The sequence below is a fragment of the Rhodanobacter sp. OR87 genome, assembly GCF_000473345.1.
GTDB classification, from domain to species: domain Bacteria; phylum Pseudomonadota; class Gammaproteobacteria; order Xanthomonadales; family Rhodanobacteraceae; genus Rhodanobacter; species Rhodanobacter denitrificans.
The window spans coordinates 206,527-232,538 of sequence record NZ_AXBJ01000004.1; the positions used below are offsets into that span (position 1 = coordinate 206,527).

General features: G+C 69.3%; 25 protein-coding genes. All 25 read right to left on the reverse strand.

Going from position 1 to position 26,012, the window contains the following annotated elements; translation table 11 throughout:
• Positions 1-68: 68 nt before the first annotated feature.
• The 25 genes from flhA to flgJ all read right to left on the reverse strand — a co-directional run bounded on the left by flhA (position 69) and on the right by flgJ (position 26,002).
• A complete protein-coding gene (flhA, locus tag RHOOR87_RS0105615) occupies positions 69-2,162 on the reverse strand; it encodes a flagellar biosynthesis protein FlhA (protein ID WP_027484462.1) in 2,094 nt (697 codons plus the stop codon).
• Positions 2,163-2,177: 15 nt separating this feature from the next.
• A complete protein-coding gene (flhB, locus tag RHOOR87_RS0105620; RefSeq protein ID WP_007506960.1) occupies positions 2,178-3,314 on the reverse strand; it encodes a flagellar biosynthesis protein FlhB in 1,137 nt (378 codons plus the stop codon).
• Positions 3,315-3,318: 4 nt separating this feature from the next.
• On the reverse strand, positions 3,319-4,089 hold the full coding sequence (fliR, locus tag RHOOR87_RS0105625; protein WP_007506961.1) for a flagellar biosynthetic protein FliR: 771 nt from the start codon (positions 4,087-4,089) through the stop codon (positions 3,319-3,321).
• Entirely contained in the window at positions 4,086-4,355 is a 270-nt protein-coding gene (gene fliQ, locus RHOOR87_RS0105630; protein WP_007506969.1) for a flagellar biosynthesis protein FliQ, read from the reverse strand. The genes fliR and fliQ overlap by 4 nt, the downstream gene beginning before the upstream one ends.
• An 859-nt stretch (positions 4,356-5,214) precedes the next feature.
• Positions 5,215-5,964 (reverse strand): flagellar type III secretion system pore protein FliP, encoded by a 750-nt coding sequence (gene fliP, locus RHOOR87_RS0105635; protein ID WP_015448497.1) that lies wholly within the window; start codon positions 5,962-5,964, stop codon positions 5,215-5,217.
• The gene (fliO, locus tag RHOOR87_RS0105640; RefSeq protein WP_027484463.1) at positions 5,961-6,374 is read right to left on the reverse strand and encodes a flagellar biosynthetic protein FliO; all 414 of its coding nucleotides are present in this window, start codon (positions 6,372-6,374) and stop codon (positions 5,961-5,963) included. Before fliO ends, fliP begins: the two co-directional genes overlap by 4 nt.
• A gap of 4 nt (positions 6,375-6,378) precedes the next feature.
• Complete coding sequence (gene fliN, locus RHOOR87_RS0105645; RefSeq protein ID WP_007515026.1) at positions 6,379-6,726, reverse strand: flagellar motor switch protein FliN; 348 nt, start codon at positions 6,724-6,726, stop codon at positions 6,379-6,381.
• Positions 6,723-7,739 carry a flagellar motor switch protein FliM gene (fliM, locus tag RHOOR87_RS0105650; RefSeq protein WP_027484464.1) on the reverse strand — a complete coding sequence of 339 codons (1,017 nt, stop codon included), beginning with the start codon at positions 7,737-7,739 and terminating at the stop codon, positions 6,723-6,725. The genes fliN and fliM overlap by 4 nt, the downstream gene beginning before the upstream one ends.
• Positions 7,740-7,755: 16 nt before the next feature.
• Entirely contained in the window at positions 7,756-8,256 is a 501-nt protein-coding gene (locus tag RHOOR87_RS0105655; RefSeq protein WP_043795372.1) for a flagellar basal body-associated FliL family protein, read from the reverse strand.
• Positions 8,257-8,520: 264 nt separating this feature from the next.
• On the reverse strand, positions 8,521-9,621 hold the full coding sequence (locus RHOOR87_RS0105660) for a flagellar hook-length control protein FliK (RefSeq protein ID WP_081699988.1): 1,101 nt from the start codon (positions 9,619-9,621) through the stop codon (positions 8,521-8,523).
• Positions 9,622-9,712: 91 nt separating this feature from the next.
• A complete protein-coding gene (fliJ, locus tag RHOOR87_RS0105665) occupies positions 9,713-10,138 on the reverse strand; it encodes a flagellar export protein FliJ (protein ID WP_015448501.1) in 426 nt (141 codons plus the stop codon).
• A complete protein-coding gene (gene fliI / locus RHOOR87_RS0105670) occupies positions 10,135-11,502 on the reverse strand; it encodes a flagellar protein export ATPase FliI (RefSeq protein WP_027484467.1) in 1,368 nt (455 codons plus the stop codon). Before fliI ends, fliJ begins: the two co-directional genes overlap by 4 nt.
• 115 nt (positions 11,503-11,617) lie before the next feature.
• Positions 11,618-12,238, reverse strand: coding sequence for a FliH/SctL family protein (locus tag RHOOR87_RS0105675; RefSeq protein ID WP_027484468.1), 621 nt, complete (start codon positions 12,236-12,238; stop codon positions 11,618-11,620).
• Positions 12,238-13,254 (reverse strand): flagellar motor switch protein FliG, encoded by a 1,017-nt coding sequence (fliG, locus tag RHOOR87_RS0105680; RefSeq protein WP_015448503.1) that lies wholly within the window; start codon positions 13,252-13,254, stop codon positions 12,238-12,240. Before fliG ends, RHOOR87_RS0105675 begins: the two co-directional genes overlap by 1 nt.
• Positions 13,244-14,947, reverse strand: a complete 1,704-nt coding sequence (fliF, locus tag RHOOR87_RS0105685; RefSeq protein ID WP_027484469.1) for a flagellar basal-body MS-ring/collar protein FliF — start codon at positions 14,945-14,947, stop codon at positions 13,244-13,246. Before fliF ends, fliG begins: the two co-directional genes overlap by 11 nt.
• A gap of 47 nt (positions 14,948-14,994) precedes the next feature.
• A complete protein-coding gene (gene fliE / locus RHOOR87_RS0105690; protein WP_007511357.1) occupies positions 14,995-15,321 on the reverse strand; it encodes a flagellar hook-basal body complex protein FliE in 327 nt (108 codons plus the stop codon).
• 161 nt (positions 15,322-15,482) lie between these two features.
• Positions 15,483-16,907 (reverse strand): sigma-54-dependent Fis family transcriptional regulator, encoded by a 1,425-nt coding sequence (locus RHOOR87_RS0105695; protein WP_027484470.1) that lies wholly within the window; start codon positions 16,905-16,907, stop codon positions 15,483-15,485.
• 350 nt (positions 16,908-17,257) lie between these two features.
• Positions 17,258-17,872 carry a PilZ domain-containing protein gene (locus RHOOR87_RS0105700; protein ID WP_015448506.1) on the reverse strand — a complete coding sequence of 205 codons (615 nt, stop codon included), beginning with the start codon at positions 17,870-17,872 and terminating at the stop codon, positions 17,258-17,260.
• Between the two features lie 173 nt (positions 17,873-18,045).
• On the reverse strand, positions 18,046-18,324 hold the full coding sequence (gene fliT / locus RHOOR87_RS0105705) for a flagellar protein FliT (protein WP_007511363.1): 279 nt from the start codon (positions 18,322-18,324) through the stop codon (positions 18,046-18,048).
• Positions 18,325-18,326: 2 nt separating this feature from the next.
• On the reverse strand, positions 18,327-18,734 hold the full coding sequence (gene fliS / locus RHOOR87_RS0105710) for a flagellar export chaperone FliS (protein WP_027484471.1): 408 nt from the start codon (positions 18,732-18,734) through the stop codon (positions 18,327-18,329).
• Positions 18,735-18,746: 12 nt separating this feature from the next.
• On the reverse strand, positions 18,747-20,141 hold the full coding sequence (gene fliD, locus RHOOR87_RS0105715; RefSeq protein ID WP_027484472.1) for a flagellar filament capping protein FliD: 1,395 nt from the start codon (positions 20,139-20,141) through the stop codon (positions 18,747-18,749).
• Positions 20,142-20,206: 65 nt separating this feature from the next.
• Positions 20,207-21,649, reverse strand: coding sequence for a flagellin (locus RHOOR87_RS0105720; RefSeq protein ID WP_027484473.1), 1,443 nt, complete (start codon positions 21,647-21,649; stop codon positions 20,207-20,209).
• Positions 21,650-21,772: 123 nt separating this feature from the next.
• Positions 21,773-22,975 (reverse strand): flagellar hook-associated protein FlgL, encoded by a 1,203-nt coding sequence (gene flgL, locus RHOOR87_RS0105725; RefSeq protein ID WP_027484474.1) that lies wholly within the window; start codon positions 22,973-22,975, stop codon positions 21,773-21,775.
• Between the two features lie 3 nt (positions 22,976-22,978).
• Positions 22,979-24,853, reverse strand: coding sequence for a flagellar hook-associated protein FlgK (flgK, locus tag RHOOR87_RS0105730; protein ID WP_027484475.1), 1,875 nt, complete (start codon positions 24,851-24,853; stop codon positions 22,979-22,981).
• Positions 24,854-24,925: 72 nt separating this feature from the next.
• On the reverse strand, positions 24,926-26,002 hold the full coding sequence (flgJ, locus tag RHOOR87_RS0105735) for a flagellar assembly peptidoglycan hydrolase FlgJ (protein WP_027484476.1): 1,077 nt from the start codon (positions 26,000-26,002) through the stop codon (positions 24,926-24,928).
• Positions 26,003-26,012 lie beyond the last annotated feature (10 nt).

A 26,012-nucleotide genomic window follows, 5' to 3' on the forward strand; every position in this document is an offset into this window, starting at 1 on the left:
GCGGGAGAGCCGCCGAGTGGAAGTTCCGGTTGCGCGTTGCCTGACCATCGCCATCTCATCCATCCTGTTCACCGCCCCAGCGCCTGCACCAGTCGCACCCGACGGTTGTCGGGCACCTCGTTGTAAGCGAGTACGTGCAGGTTCTGTGCCACGTGACGGGTGAAGCGCGCGAGCCACGGCCGCAGCAGCGGCGCGACCAGCAGCACCGCCGGTTCGCCGCTCAATTCCTGGCGCCGCGCGGCGTCGGCCACGCTCTGCTGCAGGCGGTCGGCCAGGCCCGGTTCCACCGCGGCGCCGGCCACGCCACCGCCGCCGGACAGCGAGCCGAGCAGGATCTGTTCGAGCTCCGGCGCCAGCGTGATCACCGGCACCTCGGTGCCCAGCCCGGTGATCTCCTGCACGATCTGCCGGCCCAGCGCGACGCGCACGGCGGCGGTCAGAACGCCGGGATCCTGACTCTGCCCGGCGTGCTCCGCCAAGGATTCGACGATGCTGCGCATGTTGCGGATCGGCACCCGCTCGGCCAGCAGGTTCTGCAGCACCTTGACCACCACGCCCAGCGTCAGCCGCTTGGGCACCAGGTCCTCGACCAGCTTCGGCGCGTTGGCGGCGAGCCGGTCCAGCAGTTGCTGCACGTCCTGGTGGCTGAGCAGCTCGTGCGCGTGGCCCTGCAGGATGTGCGACAGGTGGGTGGCGATCACCGTGGCCGGGTCGACCACGGTGTAGCCGTAGCTCTGCGCCAGCTCGCGCTGGCCGCTCTCGATCCACACCGCTTCCAGCCCGAACGCCGGATCCTGCGTGGCGATGCCCTGCAGGGTGCCGTGCACCTGGCCCGGATTGATCGCCATCAGGCGCTCGTTGTGCACCTCGGCCTCGCCCATCGGCACCCCCATCAGGGTGATCCGGTAGGTGTTGGGACCTAAGTCGAGGTTGTCGCGGATGTGCACCGCCGGCACCAGGAAGCCCAGCTCCTGTGACAGCTTGCGGCGCACCGACTTGATCCGCCCCATCAGCTCGCCGCCCTGGTGCACGTCGACCAGCGGGATCAGCCGGTAGCCCACTTCCAGGCCCAGCGGATCGACGCTGGCCACGTCCTCCCAGCCCAGCTCCAGCCGCTCGGCTGGCGCCGTCGCGACCGGCTTCTCGGCAACCGACTCGGCCAGCCTGGCTCGCGTCTCGCGCTCGCGTTTCAAGAGCAGCCACGCCACGCCGCCGCAGCTGGCGCCGAGCAGCAGGAACGCCACGTTCGGCATGCCAGGGATCACCCCCATCACGGTCAGCACCACTGCCGCCACGCCGAGCGCGCGCGGCTGGCCGAACACCTGGCCGATCACCTGCTTGCCCATGTCCTGCGATTTCGACACGCGGGTCACGATGATCGCCGCCGCCACCGACAGCATCAGCGCCGGCACCTGCGCCACCAGTCCGTCGCCGATGGTCAGCAAGGTATAGGTCTTGGCCGCTTCGCCGGCGGACAGGCCGTGCTGCATCACGCCGACGAAGAAGCCGCCGACGATGTTGATGATCAGGATCAGGATGCCGGCGGTGGCGTCGCCGCGCACGAACTTGGAGGCGCCGTCCATCGAGCCGTAGAAGTCCGCCTCCTCGCGCACTTCCTGGCGCCGCTCGCGCGCCTGCTCCTGGGTCAGCAGGCCGGCGTTGAGGTCGGCGTCGATCGCCATCTGCTTGCCGGGCATGGCATCGAGGGTGAACCGCGCGGTCACTTCCGACACGCGGGTGGCGCCCTTGGTGACCACCACGAAGTTGATGATGGTGATGATCGCGAACACCACCAGGCCGACCGCGAAGTTGCCGCCGATCACGAACTCGCCGAACGCCTCGATCACCTTGCCGGCGGCGCCGGGGCCGTCATGCCCGTGCAGCAGCACCACGCGGGTGGAAGCGATGTTCAGCGCGAGCCGCAGCAGCGTCGCCATCAGCACCACGGTGGGGAATGCGGCGAACTCCAGCGGTCGCATCACGTAGACCACCGCCAGCAGGATCACCAGCGACAGCGCGATGTTGAAGCTGAACAGCATGTCGAGCAGGAACGGCGGCAGCGGCAACATCAGCATCGCCAGCATCACCAGCATCATCACCGGCGCGCCAATACCCCGTCGCGCCAGGTGTTTGAAATTGCCCAGTACATCTGCACCCGTCATGGATTTGACTCGTCGTTATTCGCGGTAAGGCCCCATCAGGTCCGGATCGACCTCGGGGGTGGGCGCTGCCGGTGGTGTCTCGCCCTGCGCCGTGGCTTGCTTCAGCTGGTAGACGTAGGCCAGGACCTGGGCCACCGCCACGTACAGCGCGGCGGGGATTTCCCGGCCCAGTTCAGTCGTTGCATACAAGGCGCGTGCCAACGGCGGCGCCTCGACCAGCGGGATGCGATGGCTGCCCGCCACCAGGCGGATCTGCTGGGCCAGCACGTCGACGCCCTTGGCGATCACCCGCGGCGCGCCGGTGCGGCCTTCGTCGTAGCGCAAGGCCACCGCGAAGTGGGTGGGATTGACCACCACCACGTCGGCCCGCGGCAAGTCCTCCATCATGCGGCGGCGCGCCTGCGCCTGCTGCACCTGGCGGATGCGCCCCTTCATCTCGGGGTTGCCTTCGCTTTCCTTCATCTCGTCGCGGATCTCCTGGCGGGTCATGCGCAGGTTTTTCGCGTGGTCGAATTTCTGGTAGATGGCATCGATGCCGCCGATCAGCGCCAGCATCGCGCCGAACCACAGCGCGGCGCGGCCGAGCAGGCCGATCGACTGCGCGATCCCGGCCAGCACCGAACCGCGGCCGGTGGCCTGCAACTCGCCCTGCCAGTGCCGCAGCAGCAGGGCCAGCACCGCGCCGATGAACAGCAGCTTCAGCAGCGCCTTGCCCAGCTCGACCAGACCGCGCATCGCGAAGATCCGGCCCAGCCCCTTGACCGGGTCGAGCCGCTCGAACTTCGGCTGCAACGCCTGCGCGCTGAAGTTCATCCCGCCCAGCAGCAACGGCGCGGCCAGCGTGGCCAGCATCGTCGCCAGCGCCACCGGCGCGAACAGCCCCAACGCCTCGTACACCACCGCATGCAGCGTGCGGCCCGGCAAGTCATCGCTGAACAAGGCGTCGCGCGAGTAATGCATGCCCAGCGAGAAGATCCGCCTGGCATGCACCAGCGCCTGCTCGCCGCCGCTCATCAGCGCCGCCACGCCGGCCAGCACCACCAGCGCGCCGGACAGGTCGCGCGATCGCGGAACCTCGCCCTTCTCGCGCGATTCGCGAAGCTTCTTCTCGGTCGGTTGTTCGGTTTTTTCCTGGTCGCTGTCGTCGGACATGGCCTCAGCCTCCGAACAGTTGGCGCATCAGCGACCAAGCGCTATCCTGCAGCGCCTCGAACGCGCCCGGCAGGCTGCGCAGCGACAGCCACAGGGCGATGAAGCCCAGCGACACGGTGATCGGGAAGCCCACTGCGAACAGGTTCATCGACGGCGCCGCGCGGCTGATCGCGGCGAAGCCGATGTTCACCACCAGCAGCGAGGTCACCGCCGGCAGCGCCACCCGCACCGCACCGGCAAACAGTTCCGCGGCGAAGCCGACCACCGCGTGCAGGCCGTTGGCGTCGATCGTCGGCACGCCCGGCGGCAGGCTGCGGAAGCTGTCGGCGAGCAGCGCGATCAGGCGCAGATGGCCGTCCATCGCCAGGAACAGCAAGGTCACCAGCAGCAGGTAGAACTGGCTGAGCACGTTCGAGCTGCCGCCGGCCTGTGGGCTGATCACCTCGGCAAAACCCAGGCTCATGCTCTGCCCTACCAGCTCGCCGCCGAACGACACCGCCTCGAACACCAGCTTCAGCACGAAGCCCACCGCCGCGCCGATCAGCACCTGTGCGGCCATCGTCGCCACGCCGTCGCCGCTGAGCGGGTCGATCGTCGCCGGCGCCAGCGGCGCCAGCACCAGCGCCAGCACCACCACCACGCCGACGCGAACCCGCGCCGACACCACCGTCGCGCTGAACACCGGCGCCACCAGGCACAGCCCGCTGACCCGGCCGACCGCCCAGAACAGGCTGCCCAGCCACGCCGGCAACTGCGCCAGGTCCAGCGCCGTCATCTGACCGCGCCCGGCAGGCTCTCGATCAGCTGCGTGGTGTACTGCACCAGCAGGCGCAGCATCCACGGCCCGGCGATCAGCGCCACCAGCGCCATCGCGATCAGCTTGGGGATGAAGCTCAGCGTCATCTCATTGATCTGCGTGGCCGCCTGGATCACGCCCACCAGCAGGCCCACCGCCAGCGCGGTCAGCAGCAGCGGCGCGGCCACCAGCATCGCCACGTAGAGCGCGTGCTGGCCGATCTCCATGATGGATTCGGGGGTCATGGGCAGGCTCCGGTAGTGTGCTTCGCCGCAGCAGCGGCGGAGCGCTGTCGCGCCTGCAACTGCAGGAGCGCACTTGTGTGCGATGCTCTTGCTTCGTTCAGGGCAAAAAGCTTCAGAGGCAAGAGCTTTCGTGCGCCTGCGGCGCCCGAGTTACTTCTCTTTTGCTTGTCCAAAAGAGAAGTAACCAAGAGAAAACGACCCCCCGCTTGGCGCTTGCCGGGCATCCTGCCCGGCAAGTCCGTGAGCCGGGGCCGGGCTTTTCGAACGGGCATCCTGCCCGTGCGAAAAGGAACCGACATCCCTGTCGGTTCCCGCTGCGCGGCCTGTCGACCCCGACTCACCGCCGCGCAAGGGACCCCGGTAGAGCAGCGGGCCATCGTGGCCCGCACTCGGTGATGAAGCCGGGAAGCAAAAGCCAGAGAGCAAGGCCCAGCGCTGCTGTTGCACTGCCGTTGATCCGGCTGTTGATCTGGCTGTTGCTCTGGCTTTTCTGAAGAGTGCGGGCCACGATGGCCCGCTGCTCTACCCGGGGCCCCTCTGCAGCGGCGGGCGGGCGAAGGAAAGCCCGCAGGGTGGCCGGCAGGGATGCCGGCCAGTTTGGCGTCAGGGCAGGATGCCCTGTCGACAAACCCCGTAGCCCGCACGCGGACTTTCCGGGCAGGATGCCCGGAAAGCGCGGAAGCGGGGTGGCCTTTCTCTTGGGTTACTTTCTCTTTGGCCACGCAAAGAGAAAGTGACTCGGCTGCCGCAGGCAGACGAAAGCTCTTGCTCTGAAAGCTCTTAGCTCCGAATGCAGAGACAAGCGAGAGCATCGCCCGCGAGCGGGCTCCCACAAAGGTTACGGCCAGCCGACGCACGGTCACGTGTAGAAGCTCCCGGCCAGGGTCCCGAGCAGCAGCGTCCACCCATCCACCAGCACGAACAGCATGATCTTGAACGGCAGCGAGATGATCATCGGCGAGACCATCATCATGCCCATCGACATCAGCACGCTGGCCACCACCAAGTCGATGATCAGGAACGGGATGAACAGCAGGAAGCCCATCTGGAACGCGGTCTTCAGCTCGCTGGTGAGGAACGCCGGCATCGCCACCTTGAACGGCACGTCCGCCTTGGCCGCATAGGGCTTCTCGCCAGCCAGCCGTGTGAACAGCGCCAGGTCCGCTTCGCGGGTCTGGTCGAGCATGAACTGCTTGAACGGCGCCGACGCCGCCGGCAGCGCCTGTTCGGCGGCCAACTGGCCGTCCATGTACGGCTTCACGCCGTCGGCGTAGGACTTGTTCAGCACCGGCGACATCACGAATAGGGTGAGGAACAGCGCCAGCCCCAGCAGCACCTGGTTCGGCGGGGTCGATTGGGTGCCCAGCGCCTGGCGCAGGAAACCGAGCACGATGATGATGCGGGTGAACGAGGTCATCATCAGCGCGATCGCCGGCAGCAGGGTCAGCGCGGTCATCAGCGCCAGCACCTGCAGCGACAGCGTCCAGCTCTGTCCGCCGCCGGGCACGTTCTGCACGTTGACCAGCGGAATGCCCGGCGGCGGCGCCGCCAGCGCCACTAGCGGCAACAGCAGCAGCGACGCGGCCACGATCCAGCGCCAGGTCCTCATGCACTGCGCTTCCAGCGTGCTAGCAGCTCGCCGAACGCAGGCAGGGGCGCCGCGGCGGCGGGTTCGATCGCGACGGGCTCGGCCGGCGTGCCGTCGTAGACGTGCAGCGTGCGCATGCCGCCCGGGCCCACGCCGACCAGCAGGCGCTTGCCGTCGGCGTCGAGCAGCAGCACGCGCTCGCGCGCGCCCACCGCCATCGCCTCCACGCAGCGGATGCGCCGCCCGCCGGGCCGACTGCGCGCCTGCAGGCGCCGGCTCAGCCAGCCCGCCACGAAAATCAGCGCCACCACGGCGGCCAGGCTGAGCAGCACGCGCACCAGCTCGCCGCCCACGTTGACGTCGGCGGCGGGCAGCGCTACCGGCGCCAACGCCGCGACGATCCTATTCCCTATTCCCGATTCCCTGTTCACGGCTTCACCGCAACTTGCGCACGCGTTCGGCCGGGCTGATCACGTCGGTCAGGCGGATGCCGAACTTCTCGTTGATCACCACCACCTCGCCGTGCGCGACCAGGGTGCCGTTGACGAACACGTCCAGCGGCTCGCCGGCGGCGCGGTCCAGTTCCACCACCGAGCCCTGGTTCAGCTGCAGCAGGTTGCGGATGCTGATGCGGGTGCGCCCGACTTCCATCGCCAGGGTCACCGGCACGTCCAGGATCATGTCGAGGTTGACCTCGCCGCTGCCGGCGGCGAGGCCATGCAGCGAATCGAACTCGACGCGTTCGCCGGCAATGGCGGAGGCAGCTTCTGTGGACTGGTTCATGCGGGAGTCTTCTCTTTGAAATGGTCGCCGGCCGCGCGCTTTTCGCGGCGCCCGGCCTGGGCATGGAAACGCACGGCGTTGCGGCCGCCGGACTGGCCGTAGTGGCCGCGGAACACCGGCACGTCCTCGGCGTAGACGGTGGCCAGCTCCGGCAGCTGCACCGGAATCACGTCGCCCGGGCGCAGGTGCAGGAACTCGCCAAGGCTGAGCTGCACGTCGAGCAGCAGCGAACTCAGGTCCACCTCCGCGTCGAACACCTCCTCCTGCAGCATCTCCGCCCAGCGGTCGTCGCGGTCGGCGCGGTCGCTCTGCACGCCGGCGTCGAGCAGGGTGCGGATCGGTTCGACCATCGCGTACGGCAGGCTCAGGTGGATCTCGCCGCCGCCGCCGTCCAGTTCGACGTGGAAGCGCGACACCACCACCGTCTCGGTCGGGCTGACGATGTTGGCGAACTGCGGATTGATCTCGGAGTTCTGGTATTCGAACTGCAGTTCCAGCACCGGCGCCCACGCTTCGGTCATCGCGCCGAACAGCTCCTCCAGCATGATCTGGATCACGCGGTTCTCGGTGGCGGTGAAGTCGCGGCCCTCGATGCGCGCGTGGTAGCGGCCGTCGCCGCCAAAGAAATTGTCGATCACGGTAAACACCAGGCGTGGCTCGAACACCACCAACGCGGTGCCGCGCAGCGGCTTGATGCGCACCAGGTTCAGGTTGCTCGGCACCGCCAGGCTGTGCACGTACTCGGCGAACTTGACCATCTTCACGCCCAGCACCGAGACCTCGCAGGTCTTGCGCAGCACGTTGAACACGCCCAGCCGGAAGAACCGCGCGAAGCGCTCGTTGACCATTTCCAGCGTGGGCAACCGCCCGCGCACGATGCGGTCCTGCTGGGTGAAGTCGTACGCGATCACCGCATCGCTCGGCGGCGGCTCGTCGCCGCCGGTGGCCACCGCGCCGCCGCTGACGCCGTCCAGCAGCGCGTCGATCTCGTCCTGGGAAAGCAGATCGCTCATGCCTGCGGCCTCTTCGTCACTGCATCACGAAACTGGTGAAGTACAGCGCGTCGACGCCGGGCCGGCCGAGCCGGGCCTTGACGATCTTGCGCACGGCGGCCAGCGCATCGGCCTGCAGCTTCTGGCGTCCGGCGGCATCGCCGATGATCGCGAAGTCCTGGTTGCTGAACAGCGCCACCAGCGCGTCGCGGATCACCGGGTCGGCGGCCTTGGCCACCTCGATCGCCGCGGGGTCGTGCGACATCAGGGTGACCCCGACCTGCAGATAGCGCAGCGAACCCGCGTCGCGGAAATTCACCACGAAAGCCGGGTCCAGCGGCAGGTAGAGTTCGGCCTGGGCAACCTTCGGCGCCGCCTTGCCGGCCTTGCCCGGCACGGACTGGCGCGATTGCCAGACATAGCCGCCGATGCCCAGCGCCAGCAGCAGCGCCACCGACACCGCGATCACCAGCGGCTTGCGGCTCCTGCGCTCGGGCGTGGCATCGGCCACCTCGCCAGCTTGTTCCTCGTCGACCATGGAAACCTCGATCTGCAGATAGTTGAAAGGCATGCGGTGCGCGTGCCCTGCAGCAAAAGCAAACCGCGTGCCATCGACGGAAAGCGTTGCCCCGGCTCGCCTGGCGGCGGACGCGCCAAGTGCGCGGCGCTTTCTTGACGCCCGCCGGCGCATCGACGCGACGCGATCACGGCGGACTTCTGCCGGGCGAAGATCCGCGCGCCCGTGCCGCGGCGAAACCATGGCGCGGACGTCAGGCTGGCGAAGGAACGGGAGCGGACGAACTCAGGCGAACGCGTCGAGCAGGCCGACCTTGCCCAGGATCACCGACACGCCGCCGTGGCTGTCGGCGACCTCGTCCAGCGCGCCGGCGCCGCCACTGCCGGCCGGCCCGCGGCGGTCGCCGCGATCGCGCTGGCCGACTTCGGTGTGGCCGAGCGAGAGGCCGTGCCGCGCCAGCATCTGGTCCAGCTGCGGCAGGCTCTGCTGCACCGCCGGGATCGCCGCCGCGTGCTGCGCGCTGAACACCACGTCGACGCGCCCGTGCGTCACGCTGACGCTGACGTCGAGCGAACCCAGTTCCTCCGGATGCAGGCGGATTCGCGCCTGCTTGATGTTCTGCCCGCTCAGCCAGGCCACCTGCTGGCCCAGATCCTGGCCGAACGACGGACTTGCCGGCGGTGTGGGCAGTTGCAGCTGGTGCGCCGCGAGCGGCGCGGCGGCCGCGGGCGACGCTGCCAGCACGGCGGCGGCCGCGGGCGCCTTCGATGCCTCCTTGTCGAGGAGGTTGGCGGCCGGTGGCGCCGCCTGCGCCGCGGCCAGCATGCTGGCCGCCTGCGGCACGACGTTGACGGGCGCGGCCGCCGGGCCGGCTGCCGCGGCGAGCTGGAGCATGGCGGCGGCCCCGGCGTTGACGGCCACGCCCTTGCCGGTCTGCGCCAGCGCGCCCCTGGCGCCGTCGGCGACGGGCGCCAGCACGCCGGCCACCGACGAGCCGAGCAGGGCGAACATGGCATCCACCACGGCGGTCGCCGGCTCGTCGCCCGGCTCGCGCCGTGGCGCCGGGGCGTCCGCTGCCGGCACGTCGGCCGGCTCCGCTGGCGCGGCCGCGGATACCGGTGCAGCCGGCATGACGCCCGGCTTCGCCGCCGGCGCGGGATCCGTTGGCGGATCGAGTGGCGCGCGTGCTGCCGGCGTCGGCCGGTGCTCGTCCTTCGACCCGCTCGACGCGTCGTTCGCGCTGCTGGCGTCGTGCTGCTGGCGCGCGGCGTGCAGCTGGCTGTCGAAGCCGGCCGCCGCCGTGTCGTCGCGCGGCTCGGCCACGGCGCCGGGCCGCGCGGCGGACGGCACGGCAGCGTTGGATGCAGCAGGGACGGAAGCGGTCATGGGGTGGACAGTCCTTCGGCGAGGAATCCGCGCGGCTGGCGGCGGCACGGCCCGGCGACCCGGGCGGACAACGGCGGGGCGGGCGTGGCGCTCATCGCAGCCGCCGGTACTGCATGCGTTCGTCGAGCTCGGCCTGCTCGTGACGGTCGGCGGCGCGACGCTCTTCCTCGCGGTGCTGCGCGACCACGCTGCTCAGCGCGCTCTCGCGGGCATGTGCGCGCCGCCAGTGCTCGCGCAGCTGGGTGAGCTGGCGGTGCTGCCGGGCCAGCTCGGCCTGCTGCTGCACGATCGCCTGATCGATCCGTTCCACGAATTGCTGCCGGTTGAGCAGCGCCGTCACGCTCTGCGCCCCATCGGCGGCCGCCGCGTACTCCAGCCGGTAGCGCTGCAGTTCGCCGAGCTGGTGCTCGGCCCGGGCCAGCACCTGCTGCTGGGTCGCCAGCTGGGCCAGCGCATCCTCGCTGCGCTGCCGGGCCTGCTCCACTGCGGGCTCCAGTTGTTCGGCGCGCGAACTCATGCGGCCACCTGCTGGGCGAGGGCGTCGAGTTTCCCGACCGCCGCCTCGAGCGTCATCGGTTCGTCGACTTCCTGCTGCAGGAAGGCGCGCAGCTGCGGCCACAGCTCGATCGCCTGGTCGACCTGCGGGTCGGAGCCTTTCTGGTAGGCGCCCACCGCGATCAGGTCGCGCTGCTGGCGGTAGGCGGAATAGACCTGGCGGAAGCACTGCGCCGCACGCAGGTGTTCGCGCGCCACCACCGCCGGCATCACGCGGCTGATCGACGCCTCGATGTCGATCGCCGGGTAGTGGCCGGCTTCGGCCAGGTCGCGCGACAGCACGATATGGCCGTCCAGAATCGCGCGCGCGGCGTCGGCGATCGGGTCGTGGCGGTAGTCGTCGCCCTCGGTCAGCACGGTGTAGAACGCGGTGATCGAACCGCGGCCGTCGGCGTCGTTGCCGGCGCGCTCGACCAGCGCCGGCATCATCGCGAACACCGACGGCGGGTAACCCTTGGTCGCCGGCGGCTCGCCGATCGCCAGCGCGATCTCGCGCTGCGCCTGGGCGTAGCGGGTCAGCGAATCCATCAGCAGCAGCACGCGCTGGCCGCGGTCGCGGAACCATTCGGCGATGGCGGTGGCGTACTGGGCGCCGCGCAGGCGCTTGAGCGGCGGCGCGTCGGCCGGCGCGGCGACGATCACCGCGCGCCGCCGCCCTTCTTCGCCCAGCGTGTGCTCGACGAATTCCTTCACCTCGCGGCCGCGTTCGCCGATCAGCCCGACCACCACCACGTCGGCGTTGGTGTAGCGGGTCATCATGCCGAGCAGGGTCGATTTGCCCACGCCGGAACCGGCGAACAGGCCCAGCCGTTGGCCGCGGCCGACGGTGAGCAGCGCGTTGATCGCGCGCACGCCGACGTCCAGCGGCGCGTCGATCGGCTTGCGCGCCATCGGGTTGATCGGCTCGCGCTTGAGCGCGGCGTGTTCGTCCGCTTCCAGCGCGCCGAGTCCGTCCAGCGGCACGCCGTCGGCGCCAATCACGCGGCCGAGCAGGCCCATGCCGACCGGCAGGCCGCCGCTGCGCGCATACGGGCGCACCCGCGCGTTCGGCAGCACGCCGTGCATGTCGCCCACCGGCATCAGCAGCAGGCGCTCGTCGGCAAAGCCGACCACTTCGGTCTCCAGCGTGGCGCCGTCGGCGGTGTCGACCAGGCAGCGCGCGCCGAGCGCGGCCTCGCAGCCCTCCGCCTCCAGGGTCAGCCCGACCACCCGGCGCAGGCTGCCTTCCACCACCAGCGTGCGCGCCGCCTGCGCGCGCGCGCCCTGCCGCGCGAACTGGCGTTGCCAGTTAGCCTGCCGCGCGGCAATGAGCGCCTCGGTGTTCATTGCGCGACACCAACCGCTGCAGGAGCCCGCTGGCGGGCGATGCTCCTGCATATCCCGAGTCCCGGCCTTGAAAGCATCGCCCGCCAGCGGGCTCCTACGGGGGCGGTCGGGTGGATCATTCGGCGAGTCCCATGCTGTCGCCGAGCACGGCGTCGATCATCGCGGCCAGGCGGGTTTCCACCCGCGCGTCCAGCCGCGAACGTTCGCTTTCCAGGCGGCAGTCGCCGCGCGCGAGCGTCGCATCGGCCAGCAGCTGCCAATGCGTTTCGGCCACACCCGATTCGCGCAGCAAGGTCAGATCGGCCGGGTGCAGGTGCACGCGCAACTCGCGCGTGGCCGCCGGCAAGGCGTCAGCCGCGTGGCGCACCGCCTGGACGACCAGCGCCGGCGACAGCTGCAGTTCCTGCGCGATCACCCGCTGCGCCACGATCATGGCCAGCCGCGCCAGCTCCTGCCCGGTCTGCTCGTCGAAGGCCTGCAGCGGGCGCGCCGCCGCGTCGTACAGCGCGTCGAGCTCGGCCATGCGCTGACTCAGCAGTTGCTGCGCGGCGGCCGCGCCTTCGGCGTGGCCCGCCGCAAAACCTTCCTCGCGCGCCTGCTGCTCGAGCGCCGCCAGCTCGCGCACGGTCGGCTGCGGCGTCGCGTTGGCCGCCGGCGACGCCGCCGAGCGGGTGCCCACGTTCGGCAGCTCCCAGCGCTGGAACTCCGCCGCCACGTTGTGGATGGTGGCGGCCATCAGACGAACTCATCCCCGCTGGAGGCCAGGCTGAGCTGCCCGGCGTCGGAAAGCTTGCGCGCGATGCCCAGCACCTCCTTCTGCGCCGCGTCCACTTCACTCAGGCGCACCGGTCCCTTCACCTCGAGGTCGTCGCGCATCATGTCGGCGGCGCGCTTGGACATGTTGGCGAAGATCTTCTCGCGCACCGCCGGCTCGGCGCCCTTGAGCGCCGTGATCAAGGTGCCCGACGGCACTTCGCGCAGCAGGATCTGCATGCCGCGATCGTCCAGTTCGGCCAGATCCTCGAACACGAACATCAGGTCCTCGATGCGACCGCCCAGGGCCTCGTCCTGGCTGCGGATGGCGGTCATCAACTCGGTCTCGCGACTGGTTTCCATCGCGTTGAGGATGTCGGCGGCGGCCTTCAGCCCACCGACGCTGGCGGACTTGAGTTTCTTGGTATTGCCGGAGAACTGCCGCTCCATGATCTCGTCCAGTTCGTTCAGCGCGTGCGGCTGCACGCCGTCGAGCGTGGCGATGCGCATCACCGCGTCGGAGCGCACGCGCGGCGGCAGGTAGCCGATCACCTCGGCGGCCTGGTCGGGCTCCAGGTGCGCCAGCACCAGCGCGATGATCTGCGGGTGTTCCTGGTTGATCATCTCGGCGATCGCGCGGCTCTCCATCCACTTCAGCGATTCCAGCCCCTTGCTGGAGCGGCCAAGCAGGATGCGGTCGATCAACCCGCCGGCCTTGGTCTCGCCCAGCGCGTTGGTGAGGATCTTGCGGATGTATTCCTCGGTGCCGACGCCCAGCGAGGTCTGCTGGCCCATGTCCTGGTTGAGCCGGGCCAGTGCGAGCTCGACATGCTCGCGCGAGACGCTGGTGAGCCCGGCCATCGCCGTGCCGACCGCCTGCACGTCGCGGGCACTGAGGTGCTTGAGCACCTCGGCGGCGTCCTGCTCACCCAGCGTCAGCAGCAGGATTGCCGCGCGCTGCGCGCCGTTGATGGGCGCATCGGAACGATTAGTTGCCATCTTCGCTCACCCAGTTCCTCACCACTTGCGCCACCTGTTTGGAGTTTTCGCCGACCATCCGCCGGGCCTGGCCGACGCGCTGCTCGTACGAAAGCGTGGGCATGGCGCCGCCGAGCCGGGCCGGTTCGTTGGCCGCCAGCTCGTCATCCACGCGCACCGAGATCTGCGGCATCGGCGAAGGCAGCGCGCGCGCCGCCGGCTCGCCGCGCAGCAGGCCCTTCAGCAGCGGACGCAGCAGGCCGAACGCCACCAGCAGCGCGATCAGCACGCCGGCGCCCTGCTTGAGCAGGTCGAGCACGCCGGGCCGGCCCCACAGCGGGGTTTCCGGCAGCGCCTCAGGCGCCGCGCCACGCTGGAACGCCTGGTTGACCACGCTGACGCTGTCGCCGCGGGCGGCGTCGAAGCCGACCGCGTTCTTGGTCAGCTCGGTCAGATGCTGCAGTTCCTGCGCGCTGAACGGCACGCTCTTGGGCGCTGCCGTCGCATCGTCGGCGCCGGCGTCCGGGTTGGCCGGGACCGCCAGCTTGTCGTCCACCACCACCGCCACGGTCAGCCGGGCCAGCCGCCCCGCCGGGTCGCTGACGTGGCTGATGGTGCGGTCCAGTTCGTAGTTGCGGGTGGCGCTGCTGGAACTCTCGCCCGGGTTGGTCGCCGCCGCCGTGGCCGTCGCCGCGGCGGCCTTGCCGGCATCGGGCTTGGCCGCGGTGGGCTGCGCCACGGTGACCGGTGGCTGGTTGCTGAGCGCGCCGGGCACGCCGCCGCCGGCGGCATCCGCGCCACGTTGCTCGCTGCTGGTCTGCTCGCTGCGCAGCGCCGGGTGATCGTGGCCGAACGTCTCGGTCGCTTTCTCGGTGCGGCTGAAATCCAGGTCGGCATGCACCTGCGCGTGCACCCGGCCGGGGCCGACCAGCGGCATCAGCAATTCCTCGATGCGCTGGGCGTAGGTGTTCTCGATCCGCGTGGCGATGCGCAGGCGGTTGTCGCCCACCGCACCCGGGCTTTCCGGATCGGTGGTCAGCAATTGGCCCTGCTGGTCGATCACGGAAACCTGGCGCGCTTCCAGGTTCGGCACGCTGGCCGCCACCAGGTGCACGATCGCCGCCACCTGGCCGGCGTCCAGCTGGCGGCCCGGGTACAGCGTGACCAGCACCGAAGCGCTGGCTTCGCGACTGTCGCGGATGAAGGCGGAGGGTTTCGGCAGCGCCAGGTGCACGCGCGCGGCGCGCACCGACTGCAGCCCGCCGATGGTGGCGCCCAGGTCCGCTTCCAGCAGTTGCTGGTAGCGGGTGCGTTCGGCCAGGTCGCTCATGCCGAACGGCGAGTCGGCGGCCGGCAGCGCACTGCTGCTGGCGCTGCCCTGGGGCAGGCCCTTGGCCGCCAGCTTCAGGCGCAGCGCGGCCAGGTCGGCGGCCGGCGCCATGATCGACGAGCCGTCGCTGCTCAACTGGTAGGGCGTGTTGCCCGCCTGCAGTTCCTGCGTGATCGCCGAGGCGTCCTTCTGTTCCAGGCCGGCGTACAGCAGCCCGTAGTTCGGGCCGCGCGACCACAGCACCACGGCCACGCCCAGCGCCACCGCCGCGGCCACCGCCACCAGCAGCACCAGCTGCCGCGTCGCCGGGTTGCGGGCGAGCTGCTTGAAGGGGTCCAGGCGCGTACCGTTGTTGGCGGTCGTCGCGATGGCGTTGTCGGCCATGCTGCTGCTCTTTGGCTAGGGGACGGAACCGGCTCGGCGCATGCGCGTCAGACCGGCATGTTCATGATTTCCTTGTAGGCATCGACCAGCTTGTTGCGCACCTCGACCACCGTGCGCAGGGACAGGTCGGCCTTCTGCACCGCGATCATCGTGCGGCCGAGGTCGGCGCCGGGGTCGCCGCGCTCGAAGCTCGCCGCCAAGCGGCCGGCTTCCAGCTGGTTGCGGCCCACGGCGGACAACGACTGCTTGAGCACGTCGGAGAAATCCGCCTGCCCGACGGCGGCTGCCGGCTTCACCGCCGCTTCCGGCGCACGCACCTGCGCGGTCATCTGGCGCATCTGGGACAGCAGGTTGTTGACGTCGATGGTGCTCATCGCGATGCGTCCTCATGACGGATTCCCGACGCGTGACGGGGTTTCGAGTGAGTGGTTGCACGAGGCGTGCCAGTTTTTCCGGGCATAGGGAATGGGGAGCAGGGAATCGCAAATGCAAAGGCTGACGCGCTTCCCGACTCCTCATTCCCCATTCCCGGCCCTCACGCCGCCAGGCTGTTCTGCAAGCCGTACTTGCGCAGCTTTTCCACCAGCGTGGTGCGTTGCATGTGCAGCAGCCGCGCGGCATGCGCCACCACGCCGCCGGTGACGTCGAGCGCCTGGCGGATCAGCCCCACCTCGATGTCGGCCAGGTGGTCCTTCAGGTCCAGGCCCTGCTCCGGCAGCGTGCGCAGCGCCTCGGCTACCGGATGCACGCCGGCTTCGCACGGCGGCAGCTCGTCGTCCATCAGCGCCAGCAATGCCGCACCGTGCACTTCGTCGACGGCCTGCTGGCCGCGGTACTTCTTCGGCAGGTCGCTGCCGCGCACCTCGCCGTGCGGGAACAGGATCGCCATGCGCTCGACCAGGTTGGAAAGCTCGCGCACGTTGCCCGGCCAGGCATGCTCGCGCAGCGCCTGCATCGCGCCGGCGCTGAAGCGCACCACGCCGAGCCCGCGGCGGGCGAGGCGCTGGTTGAACTCGCCGATCAGCACCGGCAGGTCGTCCAGCCGCTCGCGCAGCGACGGCAGTTCGAGCGGGAACACGCTGAGCCGGTAGAACAGGTCCTCGCGGAAGCGGTCGCTGGCGATCGACTCTTCCAGGTTGCGGTGGGTGGCGGCGATGATGCGCACGTCGCAGCGCAGGGTCTTGCTGCCGCCGACCCGCTCGTAGGCACGCTCCTGCAGCACGCGCAGCAGCTTCACCTGCATCGGCAGGCTCATGTCGCCGACCTCGTCGAGGAACAGGGTGCCGCCTTCGGCCATTTCGAAGCGACCCTTGCGCGCGCTGATCGCACCGGTGAAGGAGCCCTTCTCGTGGCCGAACAATTCGCTCTCCAGCAGCTCCGCCGGAATCGCCCCGCAGTTGATCGCCACGAACGGCTTGTCGCGACGCGGCGAATGCTCGTGGATCGCCCGTGCCACCATTTCCTTGCCGGTGCCCGACTCGCCCAGCACCAGCACGGTGGAATCGAACGGCGCGACCTGGCGGATCAAGCCGTTGACGCGGATCATCGGTGCCGAGTTGCCGACGAAGCGCAGCGCGCCGGACTGGCCGCCGAGCAGGCGCGCATAGATGTTGCGCATGGCCTCGGCCATCTTCTCGTAGCGCAGCGGAAACTCCAGCGTGGCCATCCGCGCGGCAAACGGCGACGACGCCGTGCTGAAGCGCTCGACCCAAGGCGAATCGCCGGCCAGCAGCACCGGCACGTGCGACACGGCGGCGCCCAGCAGGGCGAACTGGCGCTCCGCCTCGGCGGCGTCGGCAACGCTGCCGATGTACACGGCGCGCCATGCGTGGGTGGATTCGTCCACCTCGCCGCAGGCGGCGCCGTGTTGCGGCCGGTAGCCCAGGAAGTGAAGTGCCGAGAGCACGAAATCCACACGCGCCTCATCGGATTCGATGACCAGGAAGTCGAATTTCTGCATCGCTCTCTCCTTATCCACACTGCTCGTTTTGGCGGCCCCATGCTTCCAGCGGGAGCGCTTTTTCATCGGTGCCGGGCTTCCGTTGCCGGCCTGATGAACCATGAGCAATTAGGAGGCCAATGTTTCCGGCCATCGCGACGACAAAATGTCACCTGTCGGAAAAACTGCCACCGCCGCGTCGACAAACATGCGTAACCGTGTTCCCTAACTGCATGAAACATGGACGATTTACACGACGTTCGCGGCATGGCCTGGCGCACATGCCAAATGTGACCGGCGTCGAGAGAAGCGCCAGCGGAGTTTCGCAATTGCGAACTGCATCACATCCGATGCATCGACCGGATCCCGCCTCACGCCACCGGCTGGCGCGCCCCTGCCACTTTGCGTCGGTGATGGCGGAAAACCAGACGCTCAATTGCGTCACTCAGTGCCTCGCCCAATGGCGCAAAAATCACGAACACTCGACCATCGTCGAATTGACGCTGCACCTGCGCGGCGAGTTCGAGCGGCAGGCTGCGGCACAGGTCGAAACGGATGCGCAGCAGCAGCCCGCCGCCGGCCGGCGCCAGGCCGGCGGGCAACAGCGCGCCGATCGCATTGAAGCGCAGCAGCTGCCGCGGCGGCAGCACGCTGTCGGGCACCAGCAGGCTGTTGACGATTTCCACCAGTACGTTGAGCTTGGCGTCCATCCGCAGGATTTCCTGCATCAGCGGGCTGTCGTCCTCGCCGCTGTCGGCGCGGCGCTCCTCCAGCGCGGCGATCGCCGCCAGCACGTTCGCGTTGCGTTCGGCCAGCTGCTGCAGCAACGCCGGCGAGGGCGGCCAGGCCAGCGGCTCGCCGTCGGCATGCAGGCTCTCCTCGCAGCTGACCCGTTGCTCGAAATCGTCCCAGCCGGCCACTGCCGCGCCGCCCGATGCCGTAATGCCGGAGGTCGTCTTGCCCGGGGACGTGCTGTCTGAGGTCATGGCGTGGCTCCGCGACGCGGTGAAGCCGAAACCGCCACGCCGGCGGCTTTCGGAAGGGGAAGCAAGGCGCTGATGAAAAAAACCGCTTCCTGCGGCCGTTTCCCTCGCCAGTCCGACACACGTCCGGACTGGCCCATGCGCCCGTTGCACAGACCCTCAGCCGCCGCCGGCGATCACGGCCGGGCGTAGGCGGCGATCGCGCGGGCGCGGTCGGTTTCCTGCTGCCATTGTTCGGCCGCCGAGTCCCGCGCGCGGCCGACGATGGCCTGCAGCTGGCGATCGTACGCCAGAATCTCGTCCAGCCGGGCCAGGCTGTCCGGGTCGGACGCGTGCCGGCGCAGCAGCAACGGTTCACGCTCGGCCTCCAGCTCGATCAGCCGCGGCCACTCCTGCGCCTGCGCAGCGGCCAGCATCGCGCGGGTCAGCCCGAGCGCGAGTTCGAGGACGTCCATGCTCACGCGCCTGCCACCCGCTGGCTGGCGGCCGGAGCGATCTGCACCCAGCTGTCGCGGACCGGCTGCAGCAGGTTGCTGACCTCGTCGATCAGGCTGGCGTCGTCGCGCAGGTTGGCCTGCAGCAGGCGGCGGCTCATGTAGTCGTAGAGCGAATCCAGCCGGCCGACCAGCACCGGGTCCGCCTTGGGATCGAGGCTGCCGCGCAGGCCGCCGATGATCTCGATGCAACGCGAGATCGCCTCGCCCTTCGCCGCGACCTCGCCGCGCAGCATGTGCGCGCGGGCCTTCACCAGGCGCTCCAGCGCGCCATCCATCAGCAGCGTGATCAGCCCGTGCGGATCGGCCGACTCCACCCCGCCGTGCGAGCGGACTTGTTGATAGGCGCCTGCGCCGTAGCCGAATCCCATGACCGTGTCCTCTTACTTCTTGCTGCTGTTGGTAAGCGCGTCGAACTGCTGCTGCAGGTAGGTGCTGGTGCTGTTGAGCTTGGACATCAACGTGTCGAGCGCGGTGAATTGCGCCTGGTAGAGCGCGGTGAGGCTGTCCATGCGGCTGTTCAGCGCGGTCTGCTGGTTGGCCAGGTCGCTCAGCTGCTGGCCGATGCTGCTGGTGCGGCTGGCCAGCACGCCCTGGCTGCCGACCCAGCTGGTCAGCGGAGCATTGAGCTTCGCCGCGAAGCCGTTGGTGCCACCGAACAGGGCGCCCACCTGCTTGCCGCCGTCGCCGAGCGCGGTCGCCAGCTTGCCGCTGTCCAACTTCAGCGTGCCGTCCACCTGCAGCGAGATGCCGATCGAGGACAGCGAGGCGCCGTTGGCGGTGCCGCCGATGATGCTCGACAAGGTGTTGTTGATGCCGTTGAGCGTGGCGTCGCCGAGCAGTGCGCCGGCGGTGCCGCTGGTGGCGTCGTACCTGGTCAGGTTCTGGTAGATCCCGACGAAGCTGTTGTAGGTGTTGACCAGGTTGGTGAGTGCGCCGGTGGCCTTGCTGCTGTCGCTGGTCACGCTCAGCGTGCTGCTGCCGGCCTTGACCAGGCTCAGGGTGAGGCCGTCGATCGCGCTGCTGACGGTATTGCCGGCGCTGCTGGCGGCCAGGCCGTCGATGCTGTACTTCGCGTCGGCCGCCGCGGTGACCACGCTCAGCCCGTTGCCGGTGGTGGCCGCCGGATCGTATTTCAGCGCCGCCAGCTTGCCGTCGCCGCCGCTGCTGCTTACCGAGAAACCGTTCGCCGCGCCGGTGCGGGTGCCGCTCAGCACCAGGTGCGCGCCGTCGGTGCCGGTGACGATGGTGGCGCTCACGCCGGGGTTGGTGCTGGCGCCGTTGATCGCATCGCGGATCGCCGCCAGCGAATTGTTGGTGCTGTCGAGGGTGAGGCTCATCGACTGGCTGCCCACCGCGATGGTCAGCGTGCCGGTGCCGACCGCAGTGGTGCTGCTGGCGAATGCGCCGGACGACGCCTTCAGCGCGCTGGCCAGCTGCGTCACGACGATGTTGTAGCTGCCGTTGACGGGAGTGCCGGTGGCGCTGGCGCCAAGTACGGTGGTGTCGCTGCTGCCTACCGTGCGCGCGGTGAAGGCGCTGCCGTCGGTGAGCGGAGCCATCGCCGACTGCAAGGCGGAAAGCGCGGCGCTGACCTGACCCAGCGCCGAGAGCTGGGTGTTCGCCGCGTTGGCCTGGCTGGTGATCTGGTTCTGCTGCGGTGCTTTCTTCGCGGCGACCAGCTGGCTGACCAGGCTGGCCACGTCGAGCCCGGAACCCACACCCATGGAGGTCAGCAAACCCGAAGTGGGTGTGGTGGAGCCTACGGTGATCGCCATGGGTGTGGGTTCCTGAAATGAAGGGAACGGCCGCGAACTGCTCGCGGCCGTTCCGGGTTACCTCGTTACTGCAGCAGCTTGAGCACGCTCTGGGTGGAGGCGTTGGCCTGTGCCAGCACCGAGACGCCGGCCTGTTGCAGGATGTTTGCGCTGGACATGTTCGCGGTTTCCGCGGCGAAGTCGGCATCCTGGATCTGGCTGCGCGACGAGCTGAGGTTCTGCGAGATGGTCTGCAGATTGGCGATGGTGGACTGGAAGCGGTTCTGCACCGCGCCGAGGTCGCTGCGCATCGAACTGACCGTGCTCAGCGCGGCGTCGATGCGGCTGATGGTGTCGTTGGCGCCGGCCACCGTCTTCACATCGCTGCCGGACAGGCTGCCGCCGGTGGCGATCGCGGTGGCGCCCGCGCCGGTGAAGCCCAGGTTGCCTGCGCCCGCGCCGGACTTGGTGCCGTTCACGGTCAACGCCGACTGCGAGTTCAGGTGCACCATGTGGCTGGTGCTGTCGTAGTAGGCCGAGACGCCGGCGACGCCCTTGGCGTTGATCGCATCGACCAGGTTCTGCGCGCTGTTGTAGGTGCCGTTCATGTCGACGGCGGCGCCGCCACTTGCCGACTGGATCGTCAGGTCGCCGGTGGCCAGCGTGAGGATGCCGGTGGAGGCCGGCGTCTGCGCGGCGACGCTGGTGGTGCTGAAATAGGTCGCCTGCTTGGTGCCGGCAATCGCCACTGCCGCCGCGTTGGTGTTGCTGATGGTGATCTTGTTGCTGGTGCCGTCGAAGGTCGCGGTGACGCCGGCGCCGCCCGCGGTCTGGATCGCGGCGGCGAACTGGGCACCGGTGTAGGTGCCGGCGGCCACGGCGGTGCCGCCGATGGACAGGTCGCCCGCGGCGACGACGGTCGACGCGCCGATCACCAGGCTGGTCGCCGTGCCCGGCGCCGCCGCGCTGACGGTGAACATCGCGCCCAGGTCGACGCTCTGCGTATTGGCCATCTGGCCGACCTGCTTGGCGCCCGCGCCCTGGCTCAGGTTGACCGAGATCGTCTCGCCGACGTTGGCGCCGATCTGGAACGCGGCGCTGCCGAAGCTGCCGTCGAGCACGTGGCGGCCGTTGAACGTGGTCTGCTGCGAGATGCGGGTGATTTCCGACAGGCGCTGCTGCACTTCGGCATCCAGCGCGGCGCGGTCGCTGTCGGAGTTGGTGGCGTTGGCCGACTGCACCGCCAGCGTACGGATGCGCTGCATGTTGTTGGTCACCTCGTTCAGCGCCGACTCGGTGGTCTGCGCCAGCGAGATGCCGTCGTTCGCGTTCGACACGGCCTGGTTCAAGCCGTTGATCTGGGTGGTGAAGCGGGTCGAGATGGCGAGGCCCGCGGCATCGTCCTTCGCGCTGTTGATGCGCATGCCGGAGGACAGGCGTTCGATCGCGGTGGCGAGTTTGCTCTGCGACTTGGCCAGGTTCTGCTGGGCATTCAGCGAGCTGATGTTGGTGTTGACGCTCATGACCATGGGAGTATCTCCAGAAGGGGTCGTAGGTGCCGGTGGCCGGCGGTGGTAGCCAGCGGGGATTCCGATGGGAACACCGCCGCCTCAGACACTGTTTCGACCCCCACCATGGAAACTTGAGCCTTGTCAACGCAAATAGTCGAACAATTTTGAACCCTGGATTTTGGTGAACGTCTGCTGTGACGCCTGCAACGCCGTGGTCTGCGCACCGAGCTGGCTGATCGCGTCGTAGTAGTTCAGGTCCTGCACGTCCGACAGCGCGCCCTTGTACTGCAGCGTGAGGTCGTCGTTGAGTCCGCGTTGCTGGTCGAGCGCATTCATGCGCGCGCCGACCATGCCGCGCGTGCGGCTGATAGTGTCGATCGCCTGGTCGAGATTGGCGAACTGCGTGTTGATGCTGTTCTGCATGTCCGCGCCGCCGCCGTTGGGCTGGCGCAACGTGGCGATGATCTTGTCCAGCGTGGTGAACACGTCCTGCCTGGCGGAGGCGCCCAGCGCGAACGCGTCGCCCGCATTGGGCTTACCGCTGAACGCTACCTGCGCACCGCGAAAGTTGATGCTGCCGCCGATGGTGGCGTCGTAGCTGCCGCTGTTCAGCACCGTGCCGGCGCCATCGCGCACTTCATACGCATTGGCCGCGGTGAACACGATGCGATAGCTGCCACCGCCCCACGCCGAGGGATTCGCGTTGGGGTTGCTGACGCTGCTGGCGCCGGCCACCGCGCCGCCCGTGTTGGCTGCAGCGGCACTGACCGCGAACGTGCCGTTGCCGGTGGGGATGTCGGCGAACACCGTGCTGCCCGGATCGCCGGTGGCCACCTGCAGGCCGGGGCCGGCGGCGACCATGCGCTGGCCGTCGTCGCCGACGTAACTCACGCCGTTCTGCGCGACGAACGGCATCGTGCCGGTGCGGTTGCCGGCGAACAGGTAGTCGCCCTGGCCGTCCTTGCTGTTGGCTTGGCCGAGCAGTTGCTGGCGCAGCTGCAGCATCTCGGCGGCGATGTCGCCGCGGGTCTGATCGGTCTGCGAACCGTTGGCGGCCTGCAGCAGCAGCGTGCGCACGCGGCCCAGCACGTTGCTGACGTTGGACAGGGTCTGGTCTTCCAGCCCCAGCCGCGCGTTGGCGCTGGTGATGTTGCGCTGGTACTGCGCGGCGTCGGCGGTGAGATGGGTCAGATCCAGTGCGCGCGCTGCACCTACCGGATCGTCGGACGGCTGGTTGATGCGCTTGCCGGTGCTCAACTGGATGTTGAGGTTGGACAGGTCGCTCTGCCGCTCCATCATGCTGCCGACGGACTGCTGCTGCATCCAGCTGGTGGAAACGCGCATGGCTTACCCCTTCACGGCGCTGAGCAGCGCGCCGAAGATGTTGTTGGCGGTGCTGATGACCTGCGCGGAAGCCTGGTAGGCCTGCTGGTAGCGCAGCAGGTTGGCGGCTTCCTCGTCCAGGTTCACGCCGGACACGCTCTGCTGCGAACTCATCGCCTGGTGGTACACCGCGGTCTGCGTGGTCAGGTCGTCCTTGGCCAGCGCGCCGGCGCTGCCGACCTGGCCGACCAGCTGGCTGTAGGCACGGCCGGCGCTGGTGACGCCGCCGTCGAGCACGCCGAGATTGGCCACCTTGCCCAGCATCAGCGCGTTGCTGTTGTCGCCCTGCGCGTTGCTGTTGGCCTGCACGCCGAAGCTGTCGCCGGCCTGCGGTGCGCCGCCGAACCGCAGGCTCCAGCCGTTGTGGACGATCGGCTGACCGGGGGTGAAGACCTGCGCCGGGCCGCCGTCGATGCTGTAGCTGGTGGTCGAGGCGAACACCACGGAGCTGCTGTTGAACAGGTTGGGGTTGCTGCCGTCGCTGACGCTGACTGCCGCTGCTGCGGTGCCGGTGTTGCCGGCCGCGGCAGTGGCCTTGAGCGGCGCGGCGGCGGCGACCTTGTCGGGGTCGTCGATTGCCACCGAGAAACTCGCAGCGGCGTTGCGGCTGGGCTGCACGCGGAAGCTGTCGCCGGCGTTCGCGCTGCCGCCCACCACCAGGCTCAGCCCGGCGGCGACGAACGGATCGGCGCTGGTGCCGCTGCCGCTCAACGCGACGCTGTTGCCGCTGGTGTCGCGCATGCGCCAGCTGCTGCCGTCGTAGCTCAGCACGTAATCCTTGCCGGTCAGCGCGCCGATGTCGCCGATGGCGGCGCCCAGCGTGCCGCTGCCGCTGTTGGTACTGGCCGCCTGCACGGTCGGGCCGGCCACGTCGAAGAAGGTGCCGCCGAGCTCGCCGCGCAGGTCCATGCCCTGCGCGTGCTGTGCGTTGAACGTACTGGCCAGCGCCTGTGCGGCACGGCCCAGCTGGTTCTGCGCGGGATCGAGCACGTTGCCGCGAAAATCCAGCAGGGCGCCCAAGGTGCCGCCGCCGATGCGCCCGCTCAGCACGGCGCCGGACGCCGCGCCCACCACTTCCAGCCGGGTGGCGTCGTACATGTTGGGCGCGGTGCCCAGCGCGTGCGCCTCGGTGCCGGTGACCAGCGCCTGGCCGTTGCCCACGAACACGCTGAGGGTGTTGTCGTTCTGCGGCACCACGCTGATGCCGACCTGGCCGGCCAGCTTCTTCACCAGCGCATCGCGCTGGTCGAGCAGGTCGGCCGGCGGCGTACCGTCGGTGGCCTGCGAGGAACGGATCAGCCCGTTCAACCTGGCGATCGACTGGCTGTCGCTGTTGATCGCATCGACCGCCTCGCCGATCTGCTGCTGTACCTGGCCGGAAAGCTGATTGAACTGGCCGGACAGCGCGCGGAAGGTGCTGGCCAGCCCGCCCGCGCGGGCCAGCAGCACCTGGCGCGAGGCCGCGTCCGACGGCGCGTTGGCCATGTCCTGCACGGCGCCGAAGAAACTGTCCAGCGAGGTCTGTAGGTTGCTGTTGCCGGACAGCTGGTCATTGAGCTGGCCGGTGAGGCTGTCCATGCTGCTGGCACGGCCCTGCGCCGAGGTGGCCGACCACAGCGAGCTGTTCAGGAACTGGCTGTAGGCGCGCTGCACCGCCACGGTATTAACGCCGGTGCCGACGTAGTAGTTGGCCTGCCCCTCGGGTAGCCGCGCGGCGTACGACACCAGCTGGCGACTGTAGCCGTCGGTGTTCGCATTGGCCACGTTGTGGCTTACCGTGCTGAGCCCGATCTGCGCGGCAAGCAGTCCGGACACGCCGGTCGAAAGCATGTCAGCCATGGATCATCCTCGACACCTGGGGCGCCGCCGGAACGGCACGGCACGTGATCACGGTAACGGCCGGGCCCGCGTTCACTTGAGTTCACCCGACGACCGCAGCGCCGCCAGCGCCTCGCGCATCTGCGGGCTGTTGGCGATCGCGGTGATCTTGGCCGCGTACGCCGGGTCGGTCGCGTAGCCGCCGCGCACCAGTGCCCGCGCAAAGCCGGCGATGTTCTCGCCCTGACCCAGCGCCTGCGCATAACGCGGGCTGTCGGTCAGCAGGCGGGCATAATCGGAGAACGATTCCGATGGCGAGTCGTAGGCACGGAACTGGTCGCGACGGCGCACCGCCACGCCGCCCTCGTACTCCAGCGTGGGCACGCTGACCTTGTCGCCATCCCAGCTGCCGCCGGCCTTGATGCCGAACAGGTTGAAGCTGCTGCTACCGTCACGGTGGCTGGGCAGGTGCTTGCCCCAGCCGGTTTCCAGCGCCGCCTGCGCCAGCAGCGCGCGCACCGACACGCCCAACTGCTTCGCCGCCTGCTCGGCGTGCGGCGCCAGCGCGCGGACGAAACCCACCGGGTCGCCGCCCGGCAGCAGCTGCGCCGCGCTGCCGGCCGCCTCGAGCGCGCCCTGCGCCATGCGGTCCAGTGCCTGGCGCCATGCCGAGCCGGCGTCGGCGGTCGAGGGCATGGCCATGATGCCGGTACTGCCGGCCGCCTCGTCGGCCCCGTCAGCCGCGCCACCACCGGCGCCCAGTTGCAGCAGCGCGCGCACGTTGGCGTTGGCCACATCGGCAGTGGGCAGCGGCAACCGCCCATGGGCATCGACGGCGGCCGTCGGCGGCTTGCCGCCCAGCTGGCGCACCAGCATCTTCGCGATGCCGAGGCCGTTGTTGCCGTTGGCCAAGCTCAGTGAGAGCTGCTGGTCGAACAGTTGGCGATAGGAGTCGACCTGCTCGCTGCCGGCGATGTCGCTGCCCATGCCGGCGTTGGCGTCGCGCATCGACTTCAGCATCATCTGGGTGAAGATCGCCTCGAACTGCTTCGCCACGGCCGGCAGCGCGCTCTTGCCGCCGTCGCTGCGCGCCTGCGCGCGCAGCTGCTGGAACCCGGACAGCTCGGTCCAGGTATCGAGCGCGGGCGAGGGGCGGTTGATCGGTGTCATGGTGATCCCG